This window comes from Enterococcus sp. DIV0086, assembly GCF_050498705.1.
In the GTDB taxonomy this organism is placed as follows: domain Bacteria; phylum Bacillota; class Bacilli; order Lactobacillales; family Enterococcaceae; genus Enterococcus; species Enterococcus faecalis.
The window spans coordinates 1,089,421-1,108,913 of the sequence record NZ_JBNIDN010000001.1; the positions used below are offsets into that span (position 1 = coordinate 1,089,421).

At 38.5% G+C, this 19,493-nt stretch carries 18 protein-coding genes; 2 read left to right on the forward strand and 16 right to left on the reverse strand.

The window, feature by feature from the left end; translation table 11 throughout:
- Position 1: 1 nt before the first annotated feature.
- From thrB to guaD, 12 genes are all read right to left on the reverse strand, one after another.
- Complete coding sequence (thrB, locus tag IGI63_RS05120) at positions 2 to 865, reverse strand: homoserine kinase (protein ID WP_002359743.1); 864 nt, start codon at positions 863 to 865, stop codon at positions 2 to 4.
- A complete protein-coding gene (gene thrC / locus IGI63_RS05125; protein WP_002356733.1) occupies positions 862 to 1,917 on the reverse strand; it encodes a threonine synthase in 1,056 nt (351 codons plus the stop codon). Before thrC ends, thrB begins: the two co-directional genes overlap by 4 nt.
- Positions 1,918 to 1,919: 2 nt before the next feature.
- Entirely contained in the window at positions 1,920 to 3,212 is a 1,293-nt protein-coding gene (locus tag IGI63_RS05130) for a homoserine dehydrogenase (protein ID WP_002356731.1), read from the reverse strand.
- Positions 3,213 to 3,263: 51 nt separating this feature from the next.
- A complete protein-coding gene (locus IGI63_RS05135; RefSeq protein ID WP_002356730.1) occupies positions 3,264 to 3,572 on the reverse strand; it encodes an ArsR/SmtB family transcription factor in 309 nt (102 codons plus the stop codon).
- Positions 3,573 to 3,688: 116 nt separating this feature from the next.
- Positions 3,689 to 4,471, reverse strand: a complete 783-nt coding sequence (proC, locus tag IGI63_RS05140; RefSeq protein WP_429975443.1) for a pyrroline-5-carboxylate reductase — start codon at positions 4,469 to 4,471, stop codon at positions 3,689 to 3,691.
- A gap of 106 nt (positions 4,472 to 4,577) precedes the next feature.
- A complete protein-coding gene (locus tag IGI63_RS05145; protein WP_002356727.1) occupies positions 4,578 to 6,302 on the reverse strand; it encodes a phospho-sugar mutase in 1,725 nt (574 codons plus the stop codon).
- Positions 6,303 to 6,422: 120 nt separating this feature from the next.
- Positions 6,423 to 7,874 carry a PLP-dependent aminotransferase family protein gene (locus IGI63_RS05150; RefSeq protein ID WP_129194654.1) on the reverse strand — a complete coding sequence of 484 codons (1,452 nt, stop codon included), beginning with the start codon at positions 7,872 to 7,874 and terminating at the stop codon, positions 6,423 to 6,425.
- A gap of 134 nt (positions 7,875 to 8,008) precedes the next feature.
- The gene (locus IGI63_RS05155; RefSeq protein WP_429975444.1) at positions 8,009 to 9,037 is read right to left on the reverse strand and encodes a permease prefix domain 1-containing protein; all 1,029 of its coding nucleotides are present in this window, start codon (positions 9,035 to 9,037) and stop codon (positions 8,009 to 8,011) included.
- Positions 9,034 to 9,366: a PadR family transcriptional regulator gene (locus IGI63_RS05160; protein WP_002362678.1), complete on the reverse strand. Its 333-nt coding sequence runs from the start codon at positions 9,364 to 9,366 to the stop codon at positions 9,034 to 9,036. The genes IGI63_RS05155 and IGI63_RS05160 overlap by 4 nt, the downstream gene beginning before the upstream one ends.
- A gap of 160 nt (positions 9,367 to 9,526) precedes the next feature.
- Positions 9,527 to 10,504 carry a GMP reductase gene (gene guaC / locus IGI63_RS05165; protein WP_002356720.1) on the reverse strand — a complete coding sequence of 326 codons (978 nt, stop codon included), beginning with the start codon at positions 10,502 to 10,504 and terminating at the stop codon, positions 9,527 to 9,529.
- A gap of 141 nt (positions 10,505 to 10,645) precedes the next feature.
- A complete protein-coding gene (locus tag IGI63_RS05170; RefSeq protein ID WP_002359736.1) occupies positions 10,646 to 11,977 on the reverse strand; it encodes a nucleobase:cation symporter-2 family protein in 1,332 nt (443 codons plus the stop codon).
- A 3-nt stretch (positions 11,978 to 11,980) separates the two neighbouring features.
- Complete coding sequence (gene guaD / locus IGI63_RS05175) at positions 11,981 to 13,366, reverse strand: guanine deaminase (RefSeq protein WP_002388316.1); 1,386 nt, start codon at positions 13,364 to 13,366, stop codon at positions 11,981 to 11,983.
- A 219-nt stretch (positions 13,367 to 13,585) separates the two neighbouring features.
- On the opposite strand from guaD, the gene IGI63_RS05180 reads away from it, so the two are divergent.
- Both IGI63_RS05180 and IGI63_RS05185 read left to right on the forward strand, forming a co-directional pair.
- Positions 13,586 to 14,212: an MBL fold metallo-hydrolase gene (locus IGI63_RS05180; protein WP_002356716.1), complete on the forward strand. Its 627-nt coding sequence runs from the start codon at positions 13,586 to 13,588 to the stop codon at positions 14,210 to 14,212.
- 40 nt (positions 14,213 to 14,252) lie between these two features.
- Positions 14,253 to 14,963, forward strand: coding sequence for a histidine phosphatase family protein (locus IGI63_RS05185; RefSeq protein WP_002359733.1), 711 nt, complete (start codon positions 14,253 to 14,255; stop codon positions 14,961 to 14,963).
- Positions 14,964 to 15,013: 50 nt separating this feature from the next.
- Here IGI63_RS05185 and IGI63_RS05190 read toward each other — a convergent pair whose 3' ends face one another.
- From IGI63_RS05190 to IGI63_RS05205, 4 genes are all read right to left on the reverse strand, one after another.
- Positions 15,014 to 15,862, reverse strand: a complete 849-nt coding sequence (locus IGI63_RS05190; protein ID WP_002385762.1) for a MurR/RpiR family transcriptional regulator — start codon at positions 15,860 to 15,862, stop codon at positions 15,014 to 15,016.
- 87 nt (positions 15,863 to 15,949) lie between these two features.
- Positions 15,950 to 17,404, reverse strand: coding sequence for a PTS transporter subunit EIIC (locus IGI63_RS05195; RefSeq protein ID WP_429975445.1), 1,455 nt, complete (start codon positions 17,402 to 17,404; stop codon positions 15,950 to 15,952).
- Positions 17,405 to 17,426: 22 nt separating this feature from the next.
- On the reverse strand, positions 17,427 to 18,317 hold the full coding sequence (gene murQ, locus IGI63_RS05200; protein ID WP_002362196.1) for an N-acetylmuramic acid 6-phosphate etherase: 891 nt from the start codon (positions 18,315 to 18,317) through the stop codon (positions 17,427 to 17,429).
- Positions 18,292 to 19,401 (reverse strand): DUF871 domain-containing protein, encoded by a 1,110-nt coding sequence (locus IGI63_RS05205; RefSeq protein WP_002364446.1) that lies wholly within the window; start codon positions 19,399 to 19,401, stop codon positions 18,292 to 18,294. The genes murQ and IGI63_RS05205 overlap by 26 nt, the downstream gene beginning before the upstream one ends.
- Between the last annotated feature and the right edge of the window lie 92 nt (positions 19,402 to 19,493).

The following is a 19,493-nucleotide window of genomic DNA, read 5'->3' on the forward strand; positions in this document are numbered from 1 at the left end:
TTTAAAAGACTTGAACGCCTTCTTGATCAATATTGAAAATTTGGATGCTCGCTTTGGTAGATAATTTCTCCAAACTTTGAACAATTTCGTTGGTTCGTTCTTCTGGCGACAAGATTAGCACAGTTGGACCAGCACCGCTTAAGAAAGAGCCATAAGCACCTTTTTGCTGAGTTAAACGACGAATTTCTTTTAAGTGAGGAACCAATGAACGACGATACGTTTCATGCCATTTATCTTGTTCCATCATTTTGCCTGCTAAAGGTAAATCCCCGTTTAAAATTGCGGCAATCATAACATTGGCAATTGAGCTGGCCGCGACCGCTTCTTTATAAGTCAATTTTTCGGGCAAAACAGCGCGACTTTTTTCGGTAAATAACGGTTCCTCTGGAATAAATGCAATGACATCACACATTGGAAAGTGATGTTTGACATGGTAGACTTGGTTTTCTACATGGCTAGCCACCACGAAATCTCCTAAAATAGCTGGGGCAACATTATCCGGATGTCCTTCCATCTCTGTCGCCAAACGGACTTTTTCTTTAGGGGACAAATTTAAATGTGCTAGTCGGTTAGCTAATTCAATGCCTGCTACAATCACACTTGAGCTACTGCCTAGTCCTCTTGCAAGTGGAATGTCAGAAACCATCCGAATAACTTTTGGTGTTAATTCTGGTGCAATTTTCAATGCCGTTTGAATTAATAAATTCTCTTCATTAGTAGGAATCTCTTCTCCCAAAGTATGTTGAATTTCCCAAAATTCACTTTCACCTAAAACGTTGATTGTTAAATAAGCGGATAATGCAATGCCACATGAATCAAAGCCAGGTCCTAAGTTGGCACTAGTGGCAGGTACTCTTATTTTCATAGTGTTGCGACTCCTTTTCGTAAGTGCAGACGCATTTCTTCCACGTCACTCATTTTTGAAATAGCTACTTCTGTCTCCATTGCTGTATCAGGATCTTTCAATCCGTTACCAGTAAAGACTGCCACGACGGTTTCACCTGCTTTGATTTTACCGCTTTTAACATGTTGAATAACTCCAGCTAATGAAGCAGCCGAACCAGGTTCAATGAAAACCCCATCTTGAGCAGCAATTTTTCGGTAAGCCGTTAAAATTTCTTGATCTGTCACGGCATCAATGAAACCACCGGATTCATCCCGTGCCTGTTCTGCTAGTTGCCAACTAGCAGGATTTCCAATCCGGATCGCTGTTGCCACGGTTTCAGGTTGCTCAATCACTTGGCCTTTCACGATCGCTGCGGCACCTTCTGCTTCAAAACCATGCATTCTTGGTAAAGTTGTTCCTTGTTTTTCATGCCATTCTTTAAAGCCTTTCCAGTAAGCGGAAATATTGCCGGCATTTCCAACTGGAATCGCTAAGACATCGGGCGCTTGACCTAATTGTTCACAAACTTCAAAAGCTGCTGTCTTTTGCCCTTCTAAGCGATAAGGATTCACTGAATTAACTAGCGCAACTGCCTCAGTTTTCGCAATCTCTCGCACCGCTTTTAATGCTTCATCAAAGTTACCTGGAATCGAAATAATGTCTGCCCCATACATAATAGCTTGCGCCAATTTTCCCAGTGCGATTTTTCCTTCTGGAATCACTACATACGCTTTAATGCCTGCTCTTGTGGCATACGCAGCAGCGGCGGCACTAGTATTTCCTGTAGAAGCACAAACAATCGCTTTGGCACCTTCTTCTACCGCTTTTGCTACAGCCATCACCATCCCGCGATCTTTGAATGAGCCGGTGGGATTTAATCCTTCGTATTTTCCATATAATTGAATACCTAATTCTTTGGATAAATTAGGTAAAGGAATCAGTGGCGTATTTCCTTCGGCTAAAGAAATCATTGGTGTTTTTTCTGTTACGGGCAAATACGCTTGATACTGTTTTAACAAACCTTCATACATGTTTACTCATCTCCTATAACCTTCATTACATTCAATAACTGAAAGGCTTCCGTATTTTGAATAGCTGTCACAACTTGTTGCATTTGTGCTTTTGATATCTGGTGTGTAATGGCAACAATTCTTGCTCGCTGTCCATCTGATTTCTGTTGAACTAATTGATCAAAGCTGACTTCTGCTTTAGTCATTAATTGCGTCAACTGCAAAAATTGTCCTGGTGTATCTGGAACATCTAATGAAAAATAGTACTGCCCAAATACATTTTCGGAACTCGTCAATTGGGTTTTATGTTGATACGAATTGAACATATGGCCAGTCGTTGCCAAGCGAATGTTTTTAGCAATCGTAATTAAATCACTGACCACACTGGTTGCTGTCGGTTTAGCGCCAGCTCCTGGACCGTAATACATTGATTCGCCCACACCTGCACTTTTAATAAATACTGCATTGTACTCATTCCGAACAGATGCAATAGGATGCTTTTGATTGACTAGCATAGGCGCCACTTCCACCGAGATACTATTCTCATTTTGTTCAGCAGAGCCAATCAATTTGATTTCATACCCCAGTTGTTTAGCCATGGCGACATCATCTAAAGACAATCCGCGAATTCCACGAATATCAACTTGTGGTAATGAAACATTCATCCCAAAAGCAAATTGACTTAAAATAACCATTTTATAGGCTGCGTCAATTCCATCGACATCATTTGTCGGATCCGCTTCAGCAAACCCCAACGCTTGCGCTTCTGCTAAAGCTTCTTCATAACTTTTATCAGCAGAAACCATTTGCGTAAGCATATAATTCGTCGTACCGTTCACAATCCCTAAAACTTGTTGAATATTGTCTGCCGCTAAGCTATTAGCAATTGTTCTTAAAATTGGAATCCCGCCAGCAACACTTGCTTCGTAATATAAATCACAATGATGTTTTTGGGCTAACGCTACTAATTCACTCCCATGTTGCGCCAGTAAATCTTTATTGGCAGTCACAATATGTTTGCCCTTTTCTAAAGCTTTCATGATATACGTTTTGGCTGGTTCAATGGTTCCCATTAATTCCACAACGATTTGAATCTCTTTATCTTCTAAAATATCATCAATTGAAGTTGTTAAAGACAGACCGTATTCTTCCGCTTGCGCTTGTTTCGTTTCAAGATTTCGGACAAATGCTTTTTCAATGACTACATTCATTCCTGTCACTTGTGAAATTTTCTCTTGATGTTCTTTCAAGAGAGTTAAAACGCCAGTGCCTACAGTCCCTAATCCTAGTAACCCGATCTTTAAGGTATCCTTCATTTTTACCTCCATCAACAGCGCTATTCTAGTTACGCTATTTTTTCCTACTTTTTATCGATGTTCAATATGCTCAAAGGTCTGATTTAAAATATCTATTACATGATGATCATCCAATGTATAAAAAATCGTTTTTCCTTCGCGACGTGCCTTGACAACCCGGCTATCTCTTAATAATTTTAGTTGATGAGAAACGGCGGACTGTTCCATTCCCAATTGTTCACTAATCGCCGTTACGTTATGCTCGCCTTCTTTTAAAAGTAGCAAAATTCTTAAACGTGTTGGATCACTTAATACTTTATATAATTGACTTACTTGTTTGATTTCTTCCATTTGTTTCATTATAGTCGCCTCACTTTGCACTCATTATAACACAGAGTTTTTTAAAATAAGAACTGCGATTGTTCTTTCCTACGAAAAATATGGCACAAAGAAAGTTGGAAAAATGACAAACTTGTCGATTTTCCAACTTTCTTCATCTATTCGTGGTTGGCTTGCTGAACTGCATCCATCACGGCATAACGGAAGCCATTTTTTTCTAGAGCTACAACACCGCGAATCGTACTTCCTCCTGGAGAAGTCACTTCATCTTTCAATGCTCCTGGGTGTTTTTTCGTGTCTAAGGCTAAGGTCGCCGTTCCTTTTATCATTTGAGCGACAATTTCATAAGATAAGTCTCTTGGTAACCCTTCTAAGACTGCTGCATCTCCCAATGCTTCCATAAAGATATCAACAAAAGCTGGACTGCAACCAGCCACAGTACCAAAAGTTTCCAGTTGCGCTTCACGAATTTCTTTGACTAACCCTAAAGTAGCAAGAAGTTCCATTACCAGTTCCTTCGTTTGGCCTTCAATTGTTGGTGCCAAGGCTACGCCAATCACGCCTTGATTCACGCTAACTGGTGTATTAGGAATGGCATGAACAACTTTGGCTTCTTTATTTCCAAGGGCCATTTGTGCTTCTTCTATGGTATGACCTGTTGCAACAGAAATCAATAGACTTTCGTTGGAAAAATGAGGGGCTAATTCCTGAAGGACAGGTAACACAACCTTTGCTCCTGTCGCAATAAAAATAACCTTACATTCTTGGAAAAGTGCATAATCTGTGACAAGTTGAAAGCCCCACTCTTTTTGAAGTGCTTCTGCGGTTCCACTTGAGCCGCCTTTCACATATAAATGTTCCTTCTTGACTGCCTTAGCTTTCAGTAACCCTTTAATCATGGCACCGCCCATACTGCCAGCACCGATAAAGCCAATTTTCATAGCATTCCCTCCTTAGTTAAATAAAGTGTTTGTGTCAAAAGTCAATTAGCTTTTGACACAAACACTAACATTCGTACTTTTTTCCGTACAGCCTGTTTCGTTTATTTTATTTTGTTAATTCATTAACGACTGCTTCAAACGCAGCAATTTTTTCAGAAGCTTCTGAACTACTTGTTGCTTTTGTCGCTAGATAGAATTTAATTTTTGGTTCTGTTCCTGATGGTCGGATAGCAATCCAACTACCATCTTCTAAATGATATTTCAACACATCAGAAGGAGGCGTTTGTAATTGTTCTGTTTGACCATCTGCAAAAGTGCGTGTTAATTCTTTAAAATCTTCCGTTTGAGCAACTTGAATCCCGGCAAACTCAGTTGGCGCTTGTTCACGACATTTTGCCATTAAAGCTTTGATTTTACCGCTGCCTTCAATTCCGCTCATTGTTACGGAAATAGTTTTTTCTTCAAAGTAACCAAATTCTTCAAAGATATCTTGTAAGCCATCGTATAATGTTTTTCCTTGTTTTTTATAGAAAGCCGCTACTTCTGCTAATAAAACTAACGCTTGAATTGCATCTTTATCACGAACAAAAGGTTTCACTAAGTAACCATAACTTTCTTCAAAACCAAACATAAACGTTTGACTGTGGTCTTCTTCGTATTGTTGAATTTTTTCAGCAATAAATTTGAAACCTGTTAAAACATTAAACATCTTCGTATTATATTTCTCAGCAATCGCTGTAGCAAGTTCACTAGAAACGATTGATTTTAGAACCGCAGCATTTTGAGGTAACGTGCCTGCTTGTTGATGGGCTTCTAAAATATAATGAATCATAATTGAACCTAATTGATTTCCTGTTAATACTTGGTAGTCTCCGTTTGGCATCCGCACAGCAGCACCTAAACGATCAGCATCTGGATCTGTTGCAATCAATAAATCAGCGCCTTCTTTTTCCCCTAAACGAATCGCGTATTCAAAAGCTGAATGTTCTTCAGGGTTTGGTGACTTAACTGTAGTAAAGTCAGGATCAGCAACGGCTTGCTCAGGTACTAAAACAAATTTTTCAAAACCGGCTTGTTTTAATGCCTTTTCTCCTAACATTTTCCCAGTTCCATGTAAGGGAGTGTAAACTAATTTTAATTCTTTACCCATTTCGTTAATTAATTCTTGATTAATCGTAACTGTTTTAATTTCTTTCAAATACGCGTTATCGACTTCTTCACCAACAATGTTAATTAAACCGCTGTGGGCAACTTCTTCATCTGATAAGACATCAATTTTCAAAGGATTTTCGATACTACGAACATATTTAGTTAATGCATCTGCATCAGCTGGCGGCATTTGACCACCGTCTTCACCGTAGACTTTGTAACCATTATAGGCAGCTGGATTGTGAGAAGCCGTAATCATGATTCCCGCAAAAGCTTTAAAGTAACGGACCGCAAAAGATAATTCAGGTGTTGGTCGTAAGCTTTCAAACACAAAAGAAGGAATATCATGTTTAGCTAATGTTTTAGCTGCTTCCATTGCAAATTCTGGAGACATATGACGTGAATCATAGGCAATGGCTACACCGCGACGTTTTGTTTCAGGATCTTGCGTATCCATAAAACGTGCAAGCCCTTCTGTCGCTTGACGAACCGTAAAGATATTCATTCGATTAATACCGGCGCCTAAAATCCCGCGCATCCCGGCAGTCCCAAATTCTAATGGTGCGTAAAATGCATCTTCACATTTTTCAGGGTCTGTATTTAAGTCCTTTAATTCATTTTTTAAATTTTCTGGAATATTTTCTTCATTTAACCATTGTTGGTAAACTTGTTCCCAAGACATGGAAAACACCTCATTTGTTTTTTTGTTTTTACTTTTTAAGTATAGCATTGGATATTCGTTTAGAAAAGGGAAGTTGTAGCGTTTTCTCTCAGCAAATGATTTTTATAAGAAAAATCTTACTTAGTGTTCTATTTTTGTTTGTCTATTTTCAGAAAGCTGTCGTGTAATCCGTACCATTCGCTCACAAAAAAGAGGCATTTCTTCTGGTGAAATTCGGGAACAGTTCAAGCGAATACTTCCACGTTTTTCACTAAAAGCTACACTTGGTGCTACCAAAACACCTTCTCGTAAAAACACTTGCCAATCTTCTGGCTTAAGTGCCCCTTGACGCCAATGTGCCCATAAATAAAAGCCGCCTTTTACTGGCGAAACTTCCCATTCTGACAACGATTTAAATACTTGATATACAGCTGTTGCTCGTTGTTCCACTTGTTTATTTAATAACGTAATTTTTTCAGAAAAAGAAGGATCTTCAATCGCCATTTTAGCGAGCATCTGCGGAAAAATACTCAACGAAACATCCATCATTTTTCTGGCTTCTGCAATTTGTTTCGTCACGGAGGCGGGCGCACTTAACCAACCAATTTTCGTGGTCGAACCTAAAATTTTTGACAACGAACCGATATACAAGACATTATCTGGATCTAATTTTTTTAAAGGAGGAATTTCTGTTTTCGGGATAAAACTTAGCTGCCCAAAAACATCATCTTCTAAAATAGGAACTTGATACGTTTGACAGACTTTCACGAGCTGTTCTCTTTTTCTTAAAGGCATCACTGTCCCAGTCGGATTTTGAAAGGAAGGATTAACCATAACCATTTTGATGCGATGTTGTCGGATTGTTTGTTCTAGCGCTTCAAGATCAATCCCTTCCTCTGTCATGGGCACACCAAATAAGCGCACACCAGCAGCTTGGAAAATTGGTAAGGCATAGAAGAAAGATGGATCTTCTACGGCAACACTATCTCCTTGTCTCAATAAAACTTGTAAAACTAAAAAAAGTGCTTGTTGCGCACCTGAAGTAAGCAATAAACTTTCACTTGGTAAATGAAGCTGATATTCCGTTGCTGTAATGGCTTGGATTTCTTTTCTTAACGGCAAATAACCTAATTCATCTTGTGCTTCCTCTTTTAAAAATTGTTTCCAATTTAATGCTGGAAAATCGAAACTGGGAATTAAATCTAACGGCAACTCGCCTGTATACATATCTAAGTCAGTCGGCAAATTTTGTTTAGCTCGTAACTCAATCTCTGCCACCAAGGGATGAACTTGTTTGAACACATTTTGTTCTAAATAACGATGCCAATCCGTTCGTGGCGTCATCATTACCCCCCATTTTCCTTCGTTGACAATCGTTCCGCTCCCTCTTTTTCGCACAATCCAGCCTAAGTCCACCAGTTCGTCTAATGCATGAACAACGGTTGAACGATTGACAGACAAGTACTCTGCCAGTTTACGTTCTGAAGGGATTTTTTCGCCTGGTAATAATTCGCCTGTTTGAATCTTTTGAACAATCATTTCCATAATACTGCGATAAATGGGAACATTTTGTTCTTTTTTAAGTTGCCACATAGCAATCACCTCAACAATTGGATGAGTTAAAAGTAATCCAGTTCAATGCTTTTGTCAATCAAAAATACAAGAAAAGTGGGACAGCCGTTTTGACGAATGTCCCACTTTTCTGTTTTACTATTAACAGGTTTGTCTCAATGTTTGTGTAAAAATGCTTGGATGGTGTTATAAAAGATTCCTGCGAACATAAAGATTAACCAACTAAACCGCCAATCCCCTAAAACAAAACTAATAAATAGATAGAGTGCAACAACTAAGGGCCAATAAACGGATGCAATAATTGCACCGACAGGATTTCCCACAGGTCCTTCCTCTGTTTTTGTTTGTTGAGGGGCAAAATCAGGATGACCAACATGTTCTGAATAAAAATAAGTTTCATTCAACAATTTATTAAAACTTCCTTTAATTACTCCACCAAATATAAACAAGAAGACGCCAACCGATACTAAAAAGAAGAGCCAACTAATCCCCATCGTTCCATTATAATATTGTCCGCCCATCATTTGATGCATGGAACGGCGCATCATCAGATGAAGGCCACTACTAAAGACAACAACTGGGATTAAACCCAAAATACAAAAAACGACGCCCGCTGCCATACAAAAAATAAATGATCGTTGAAAACTTTGTTCTCTTTGTGCAACTTCTTTTTTTAACTTAATCGGAATCAATCGTTGCCCCAGTTGTTTGTCCATTGCAACAAACCGATTACCAGCAACAATAAATAATGGAACGCCGATTGCCACACCTATGAAAAGACAAACTAAACCAAGACCGTTAGAAAGAACACCACGCATACCAACCAGCAAGCCAACACCCACCATGATTGCAACAACACCAAGACCAATTTGAATAGCACCTTTACGTTGGACAGTTAAATAGTCAAGTCCTTCCTCCACTGAAATTTCTGGCAAACCGTTCATTGAATCGTTTGTTTCATCCACTTGTTTATTTTCTAAATTCAATTCTTCCATTAATTCATCAATAGTACCAAATTCAGAAATAATTGTACCAATTGCTTCATTTTCCGATTTTCCTTGGCTGAGCAAATCTTCATAACGATCCTCAGCATTTGCTAATAAGTCCGCCTTTAATTGTTTTGTTTCAGATGTTTCAACAACGCCTGAAAATAAGCTATCAATAAATTCTTCTATAATTTTCATTTTCCCATCTCCTTTACAAATGCTTCGACGACGTCTTTTGTTACTTCCCATTCTAGTAACTTTTCCTCTAAATAACGCTCTCCTGCATGGGTTATTTGATAATAGGTCCGCTTTTTGCCATGCGTTACTTCTCCTGGAAATGATTCAATGTAGCCATTTTTCTCTAAACGTGTAAAAGCAGAATAAAGTGTCGTTTCTTTAATCGAATATTGTTCATTAGAAATTTCACGAATGCGTTTAGAAATCGCATAACCATATGAAGCGCCGGATTGTAAGATTGAGAGAATAAAGGTATCGTTGTATCCTCGAATTGCATCACTACCAATCACATAAATTCCTCCCTCAAGTACTTCAACTATCGTACTACGTCTGTCGTTGTAATTATCTTAACACGATTACTACGATAGGTAAAGTAAAAAAGCACGTAATGCAGAAATCATTTTAATTTCTGCACTACGTGCTGTCTTCTTTTCAGTCTATAGTTGAATGTTAAATGGTATCACCATTAAAAATAGAATTTTTTACAATCACATAATCAACTTTACGAATCGCTTCTAAATCGCGACCTCCCGCGTATGAAATGGAAGATTGTAAATCTTGTTGCATTTCGACTAAAGTATCTGCCAACTTCCCTTTATGGCGTAACCAGATTTTTTTGCCTTCAACGTTTTTCTTTTCGCCTTTTTGGAATTCAGAGGCGCTACCAAAGTATTCTTTGTAAACAACGCCATCTTCCACTTTTGTTTCACCTGGTGATTCTTCATGTCCAGCAAATAATGAACCAATCATGACCATAGTTGCCCCAAAACGCACAGATTTTGCAATGTCTCCATGGGTCCGAATTCCACCATCTGCAATAATTGGTTTCCGAGCAGCTTTGGCACACCAACGTAAAGCCGCTAACTGCCAGCCACCTGTCCCAAAGCCAGTCTTAATTTTAGTAATACATACTTTTCCTGGTCCAATCCCCACTTTGGTGGCATCGGCTCCAGCGTTTTCTAATTCGCGAACGGCTTCTGGCGTTCCAACATTGCCCGCAATAACGAACGTTTCTGGTAAAGATTTTTTCAAGTGTTGAATCATATTAATCACCGCATTTGAATGACCATGGGCGATATCAATTGTCACGTAGTCAGGAACTAAACCTTCTCGGGCTAACGTTTCAACAAAAGCGTATTCCCCTTCTTTCACACCCACACTAATTGACGTGATTAAGCCCTTTTGTTGCATTTTTTTAATAAATGGCACTCGCGCCTCTTCATCAAACCGATGCATGATATAAAAATAACCATTTTCAGCAAGGGTTTCCGCAATCGTTTCATCAATAATTGTTTGCATGTTCGCTGGAACGACAGGCATTTTAAACGAATGTTTTCCTAAAGTTACTGTAGTATCACATTCAGAACGACTATTCACGATACATTTATTGGGAATTAATTGGACATCTTCATAATCAAAAACTTTCATACTTACTGCCTCCTAGTTATTTACAAAAATAACGTAAAAACCGAACATTCGGTCATTTAACGTTCGTGTTTACAAACACCATTGTTAATTTACACTATTTACCGCCACTTGTCAAAGGCGTTTTAACGAAAATTAATCTTTTTACCCTTCTTGAACGTTTGGTAAAATGGCCTGCAATAAAATAGCAACAATTGAGGCAGTTGCCACGGGTGAACTAAATAAATATTGTAAAAATTGTGGTAGAGTTTCCAAAAACTCTTTTGGTAACAATGTCAACGCTAATGTCATAATAATCGGAACGGCAATTACATACATCTCTTTTTCATGAATTGTTACATCGCTCATGACTTTCATTCCACTTACAGAAATGATGCCACAAACAACCACAAAAACACCGCCGATAACTGGTGCCGGAATGGCCGAAATCAAGGTGGAAAGTTTTCCAGATAAGCCAAATAAGACAAACCACGCACCTGCAGCCACAAAAACCTTGCGACTAGCAACTCCAGTGATTGAAATAATCCCAGCATTTGTAGAGTAACTAGTTACTGGCGTGCCGCCAATGAATGAAGAAACTAAGCAACCTAAGCCTTCACCAATTACGCCGCGATTAATTTTTTCTTCGGTCAAAGGTTCAGCGACAACATGACTCACAGCAAACCAAGTGCCTGTTGTTTCCGCCATTAAAACCAGATAAATAACTAACATCGTGGCAATAGCTGACCAATCAAATTGGAAAGAAAAGTTAACTAATGGTAACTGAGGCAAACTAAACCAAGCCGCTTCACTAACGGCCGATAAATCAAGTACCCCTAATAATTGTGCCGCGATGCTCCCAAATAATAATGCCAAAATAACAGAAGAAACGCGGAAAATCCGCCCTTTTTTCAAAGCAGAACCTAAGAGTGCAAAGAAAATCAACGTCCCCGCTGCTATAAATGCTAATAAAATATTTTGTCCTAATTCCCCTTTTGCATGGTAAATATTATCCGATAAAGCGACTGGCATTAACGAAAGCCCCACCACAAAAATAATTGTTCCTCCCACAATTGGTGGAACAAATTTAGTGATTAAACGATTAAAGATACCAGTAAATCCTAATATAATAACAACAATTGCCCCCACTAAACTAGCACCTAAAACTGCGCCCCAGCCATTTCCTTGTTGGTTATTGGCAAAATAAATTCCTGCAATTGCCCCGATTGGAATAAATGAAGGGCCTTGCGCAACTGGTAATCTCATACAAAAATGAGATTGAATAATCGTGGCAAGTCCTGCTGCTATGAATGTCGCTTGGATTAAAGAAGACGTTTGTGCTGTGCTAATCCCAATAATTGAAGCAATGATCACAGGTACGACGTACACGTCCATTGCTAAGACATGCTGAATCCCTAACATAGTGGCCTGCCCAAAAGATACTGAATCTTCTGGCCCCACTGTTAAATGAAGATTATTTTGTTTCTTTTCACTCATTTTTTATACTCCTTTAGTTGCTGACATTAAATTTTTATCATGTACTTTTTCACCTTGTACCCAGACTTCTCGAATATTTTCTGGTCGTGCTAAATATAAGATTTTTTGGAAAATATCAAGCAATGATTCCCCTGGATTTTTAGGGATTCGTGCTTGTGACAAGCTTGTATTAATAATTTGAACATCCCAAGCATACCCTTTTTCTAATTTTCCAATTGGTAAACTTAGCGCTTGGCCACCGCCAGCAGTAGCTAAATAAAACGCTTCATTTACGGTAATCCTTGCTGTTTTGACACCTCGTACTTCTGGTTTTTTTGTAGCATCGACGCCATCTTCTAACATTCTAGAAGAAATAACTGCTTGCTTTAAATTATCAAAAAGACTTGGTGAAAAACCACCTGAAAGATCACTACCTAAACCAACTTCTACTTGATGTTGATGTACTAATTTTGCAATCGGTGTTACTGCATTACCAAAATAAGCATTAGAGATTGGGCAGTGCGCCACAGCCGTCCCTGTTTCATGGAATAAATTCATATCTGCTTCTTCTAAAAAGCCTGCATGTGCCATCACTGCTTTTTCTGTCAATAAACCAAAATCATTCAATGCTTGAGCATCATTTTTTCCAAAACGTTCTTGAACAAATTGATGTTCCCAATCACTCTCACTACAATGACTTTGAACATGGACTTGATATTTCGCTGCTAATTCTCCTAATCCTTTAAGTGCTTCCTCTGTACAACTTGGAATGAAACGCGGAGTTACAACGGGATACACGCCTTGTTTTGTTTGCTGCGCTAATGTTTGAATTTCTTGAATAAACCGTTCCGTTTCTTCTAATGCTTGTTGCGTTGTTTGATCACGATAGTATTCTGGATTCTCATTAAGATCATCCATTACAACTTTACCAATTAAGCCACGCTGCCCTTTTTCCGCACAAATCTCTGCCAAACGACGGCTAGCTTCATAATGAATGGTTGCAAAATAAAGGGCTGTTGTTGTCCCATTAGCTAACAATTGGGTTACCAATTCATCATAGACTTGTTGGGCAAATGCTAAATCTGCAAACTTGGACTCCAAAGGAAACGTGTACGTATTCAGCCATTCATACAATGGAATATCCAAGGCGGTCCCTGATTGTGCCCACTGAGGTGCATGGACATGTAAATCAACAAAGCCGGGTAAAAGATAAGAATCTTGGGGCAATTCTTGAAAACGTTGTGCCTCTTTTTGTTCTGCTAGCACAGTTTCATACGCTTCAGCATCTGGTTCAATTATTTCCTGAATTACTCCGGCCTCATCTATACAAAAAAGTGTCTCTTCATAAACTTTAATCTCTTGCAAATTTTTACTAGAAAAACCTGTTCCTTTTATTACAAAATGAAACATTTAATACTCCTCCTTACTATCACATGAAGATTATACATAAACTTTCGCTTAATAACTATAAAAATGTGATTTTTTTAAAAAAAATCCGTGTTAAAACAAGTAAAAACCGAACATTCTAAGAATGATTTATTTTTTCTTTGGATAAACAAGAAAACTTTCTATTCTTAAGATTCTTCGGTATACTTGAAGAGAATCGTTAGAACTTTAGGAGGTCCTGAGATGATACAGATCGAACAAATTAGAACAGGTGTTATTCAAGAAAACTGTTATCTTGTTTATAATGAAGAAGCGTTATTAATTATTGATCCAGGTGCAGAAGGAGCAAAACTAATTCAAGAAATTACCCGTTTAGGGAAGAAACCAGCCGCTATTTTATTAACACATACTCACTATGATCATATTGGTGCGGTAGAAGAATTGCGCCATCATTATCAAATCCCTGTTTATGTTAGTCCATTAGAACAAGCGTGGCTTTCCAATCCTATTTTGAATCTTTCAGGATTAGGCAGACATGATGATATAGCAAATATTATTGTTCAACCCGCCGAACATGAATTTAAACTAACCGATTATGAAATTGGCGGCATGAAATTTTCCGTAGTCCCAACACCTGGTCATTCAATTGGTAGCGTCAGCTTTGTCTTTGATGATTTTGTTGTTGTTGGGGATGCATTGTTTAAAGGTAGTATTGGTCGTACCGATTTACACACTGGTGATATGCAACAATTATTACACAGCATTACGACCTATCTATTCACTTTACCAGAAGAATTTCCTGTTTATCCAGGCCATGGTGATGCCACGACCATTCAACATGAAAAAGCCACAAACCCATTTTTTAATTAGAGATTTATTCACTATTTAAAGAAACTTAGGAGGAGTAGCAATGACTGAAGCAACGACACTTTATATTATTCGTCACGGAAAAACGATGTTTAATACGATTGGCCGTACCCAAGGCTGGTCAGATACCCCCTTAACCAAACAAGGAGAAGAAGGCATTTATCATTTAGGCTTAGGTCTTAGGGACATAGACTTTAAGGAAGCCTATAGTAGTGATAGTGGTCGTGCCATGCAAACCGCTCAGATTATTTTACAAGAACATCAAAACCACCAAAAGATTCCTTACCTAACCGATAAACGGATTCGTGAGTGGTGTTTTGGTTCTTTAGATGGTGGCTATGATGGTGAACTTTGGGGTGTGGTGCCACGCATTTTAGCTTTTAAAAGTTATGAGGACATGATGACCACGAAAATTACCTATCGTGAGCTAGCAAATGCTATTATTGAAGCCGATACGGCTGACTGGGCGGAGCCTTATGAAGTTATCCGTGATCGTGTTTGGTCTGGTTTCGAAGATATCGCTCATCATCGAGAAAAAAATGGTGGCGGCAAAGTCATGGTGGTTTCCCATGGACTAACAATTTCCTTTTTACTTTCCTTAATTGATGCAAGTTTGCCTATGCAGATGGCGCTGGAGAATGGTAGCGTGACGACCTTAACTTACGAAAAAGGAACATTTACCATTCAAGGAATTAATGATATTTCTTATATTGAAAAGGGAAAAAAGATCGCTGAAAAGCGCCGTTTATTGTAAAAAAAAGAGAAGGTTATCTGTCAAAATGACAGATAGCCTTCTCTTTTTATTTATTCTTTTAAACGTTCTACATTTTTTCTTGAGATTTGAATTTTTTCTAAGGTTTCCTTATAGTTTTTTGCTGCATAAGCAAAAAATAAAACATCAACTACATACAATTGTGCCACCAAGGAAACAGTAGCCGCACTTCTCAATGGCACGTCTTCCCCACTAGAGGTTTGAAGGACGATATCACTTTTTTCACCAATCACTGATTTTTCATCTTGTGTGATACTAACAATAGGAATCCCTTGCTGCTTCGCTAAATCAGCTAAAGTACTTGCTTCTTTATTCGTTCCAGAATTAGAAATAACAATAAAAACACTAGGCTTTTCTGTTGAGCCTAACATGGAAGCAAATAAATGATGATCCAATGTTGTAAATACCGTTCGGCCTAATCGCGTAAACTTTTGATAAATATCTTGAGCAACCAACGAAGAGGCACCTAATCCATAGACAAAAATTACTTCTGTTTTTTCCAACAAATCAACGGCTTCATTCACTGCGACATCCTCTAATGTCTGACCGCTTCGCTCAACCACATGAACAAAGCGCGCCTGTAACTTTTGTTTAATATCAGCTGTTGATTCCCCTTTAGTAACTTCAGTGTACATTTGCTGCTTCATTTGGCCAAGATTTGCAGATAATAAAAGTTTCAACTCTGTGAAGCCATTCACATCCATAGAATGACAAAAACGAATAATTGCCGCTGGACTTGATCCTGCTTGTTTCGCTAGCTCTTGCGCATTCATTGAAATAACTGTTTCTGTATTTTTTAAAATATATTCTGCGATTTTTCGTTCTGATTTTGGTAATTGTTGTAGACGATCTTGGATAGATAAGACAATATTTTGTTGCATAAACAACCCCTCCTGATACACCATTTCCTACGCAATTAAATTTTAACAAAGAAAAAGGGAGAAGCCAAGTTCTCCTTTTTCTATTTATTATTTAGTTGTTTGCATATCTTTAGGAATCCCAAAGAATAACGTTGCTACAAAACCACCTGCGTAAGCAGCCAATAAACCTAATACATATGCAAGCCATTGGTTGTTGGCAATTAATGGAATTAAAGCCACCCCACTTGGTCCAATAGCAATCGCACCAACATTACTGAAGGCACCAATCACCGCACCACCAATACCACCGCCGATACAAGCAGTAATGAATGGACGTCCTAATGGTAAAGTAACTCCGTAGATTAATGGTTCACCAATACCTAAAATCCCAACTGGCAAGGCACCTTTAATCATTTCAACTAATTTTTTATCTGATTTACAACGAATCCATAATGCTAAAGCTGCACCGACTTGTCCCGCACCAGCCATGGCCAGAATTGGTAATAACAAAGTCATCCCTGTTTGATTAATCATTTCAATGTGGATTGGCGTCAAAATTTGATGTAAACCAAACATTACCATTGGCAAGAAGGTTAAACCAAGAGTAAAGCCAGCAACCATGCCACCTTTTTCTAAGACAACATTGATAATACCAACTAAGCCATTAGAAATAGCTCCGGCTACAGGCATGATTAAGAAAATAGTTGCTAAGCCAATCACTAAAAGTGAAATGGTTGGCGTTACGATAATATCAATTGATTCTGGGACAATTTTATGCAATTGTTTTTCTAACAATGATAATAACCATACGGCAAAAATAACACCGATAATTCCGCCTTGTCCTGCAGATAATGTTCCCCCAGTGAAAATATTACTGATTGGAGCATCTGGATTCATTCCTGTCAACATTGTGACTGCCCCAATAACACCACCCAACGCTGGCGTTGCACCAAAAACGCTGGCACTGTTAATCCCAGTGTAAAGAGCTAAATAAGCAAAAATCCCATTTTTAATGATATTTAAGACATCAATATATTGTTGCCATGAAGCTGAAATATCACCAGCAACAACTAAGTTAGACATAACAGCTGCAATCCCGCCAATAATACCAGCCCCAACAAAGGCAGGAATCATCGGAACAAAGATACTAGAAATGGCTTTTAACACTTTTTTAAATGGTGAAGTGTTATTTTGTTTCGCTTTTTGTTGTGCTTTCATTTGAGCGGCTTTTTCTTCTACTAAATCTTTTCCAGATTTTCCTGCTGAAGCATCAGTTGCGGTGTCATGATTAAATGGTTCTCCCAATTTGACACCTGCTTGATCTACCATTTCTTGTGCAACCTTGTTAACAGTCCCTGGACCAACAACTACTTGCAACGTATCATCTTCTACGACGCCCATAACGCCATCAATTTTTTTCAATCCTTCAATATCCACTTTGTCATAATCGCGGATATCCATACGAACACGAGTCATACAATGAATGACTTTGTCCACGTTTTCTTGACCACCAACTTCTTTATAAATCCCATCAGCAATGCGTTTAATTCTTTCTTCTGCCATGTTAAAACACCCTCCTAATTCCTTAATTTAATGTATTCTTGATAAATTGATTCCCGTCAATTAATTTTTGTGTTGCTTCTTCTTTAGTACTATCAGTTAAAATCATTACAATTGCTAACTTCACATTTTCTTCTGCTTCTACAAATTTTAGTTCGGCAACTTCATAACTACAACCCGTTGCTTCCATAATAATCCGTTTGGAACGCTCCACTAATTTTTCATTGGTTGGTTTTACATCAACCATTAAGTTATTGTAGACTTTCCCAATACCAATCATGGAAATAGTTGATAACATATTTAAAATTAATTTTTGAGCTGTCCCAGATTTCAAGCGAGTCGAACCTGTTAAAAATTCAGGTCCTGCATCTACTTCAATAGGCATTTGTGCATACTTACTAATTTCGGCATCTTTATTACATGCCACAGTTGCGGTAGCTGCTCCCACCGTTGTAGCATATTCTAAACCGCCAATTACATAAGGCGTCCGACCACTGGCTGCAATCCCAACAACAATGTCATTTGCTGATAATTTTAGATCAACTAAATCTTGACGACCTAGTTCTTTTGAATCTTCGGCACCCTCTACTGCGACAGTCATTGCTTTTTGACCACCAGCGATGAGGCCTTGAACCATCTCTGGCTCGACGCCAAAAGTTGGTACGCATTCGGCTGCATCTAAGACACCTAACCGACCACTCGTACCAGCACCCATGTAGATCAAGCGGCCGCCTTGATTGAAGCTTTTGATGATGGCTTCTACCACTGGTTCAATGGCTGCTAATTCTTGACCCACTGCCATTGCAACTTTTTGGTCTTCTTGATTCATTTTTTGTAAAGCTTCTTTGACACTCATCTCATCTAAACCCATTGTATTTTCATTTCTACGTTCAGTTGTTAAGTTTTCTAAATTCATTCTCTATCGTTCCTTCCGTGACTAGCGTAAATTGATTTCCTGCCTTGATTAACGGCAATATCGTTTGATCTTTTTCAATAATTCGTGTAATCGTATTGACTTTTTCATCTTTCGGCAAGTCCACAAGTGTGACTTGAATTTCTCCCATATAGCGACCATATTTTTCATTATCAATCGTTACGGTTCCCACTGGACGTGCTTCAGTCTGCTCTGACTCAATCGTTGCAATTTCATCTTTTCTGAACATTTCACTCGTTCTTGATAATTCACTTCGCAAAACATCTCTTGCAGCATCTAAACGATTGGTATGAGTCCCAAGTATTCGCTTCAAATAGCGGCTCTCGCTAGGTGCTACTTCTAAAAGAAATTGATTGGTTTGGTGATAATAACCAAATTGAGCCATGGTTCGCTCACTAATTGTGGGATCACCAATATAAACAGCATCGACATAAGGATCAGCCATCAAACCAACGGCAGCGGCGAAAGGATTTTGGCCCCGATGTTTTTCTAATGTTGGTAAACCAGCAAAAATTGGGCCTCTTGTTTGCCCATCTCCTGGCACAAAAGTAAAAACTTGTAAGCCTAATTCTTTAAGCCAGCGGTTCTTTTCATTAAAAAATGTTGTTCCAATGCCGGTTTCAGGTCTTGGATAATAATTATGCCAAGCTTCTAAGCGAGAAAAGTCCGCTTGGTGAGCCTTTAACTCAGCCACTTCTTCCAGTGTAATGGTACTAGCATTCAATCCTATATCAATCTTATGTGAAGCATGAGCCATTTGTTCTATCGTAATGCCGTAGTCCATCCGGAGGCCAGTTACGCCCAACTCGATTAAAGGCTCTAATTCATCGAAAGAAAAACCCGCTCTTTTTAACGCTTCACCTGAAATATCTACCATAATTTTCATTTTTTCTGCCTTAGCAATTGCCCCTAAATCAGTCAAGCGTTGGCGGTAAAGGGAAGTATCATCTTCTGGAATGTGTAAAGAAGTGAAAATACCATCAAATCCAAGCGCTTTCATCTTTTTGATATAAATAATTGTATCGTTTGTAATCTCTTCACCAAGAAAAACTGAAATACCATACATCTTTTTAGCTCCTCTCTAATACGCTTTCATTATAACTTGTTTGAAATAAAATTTCAACTATTTTTCTAAATATTTTTTAATTCCAAAATAAA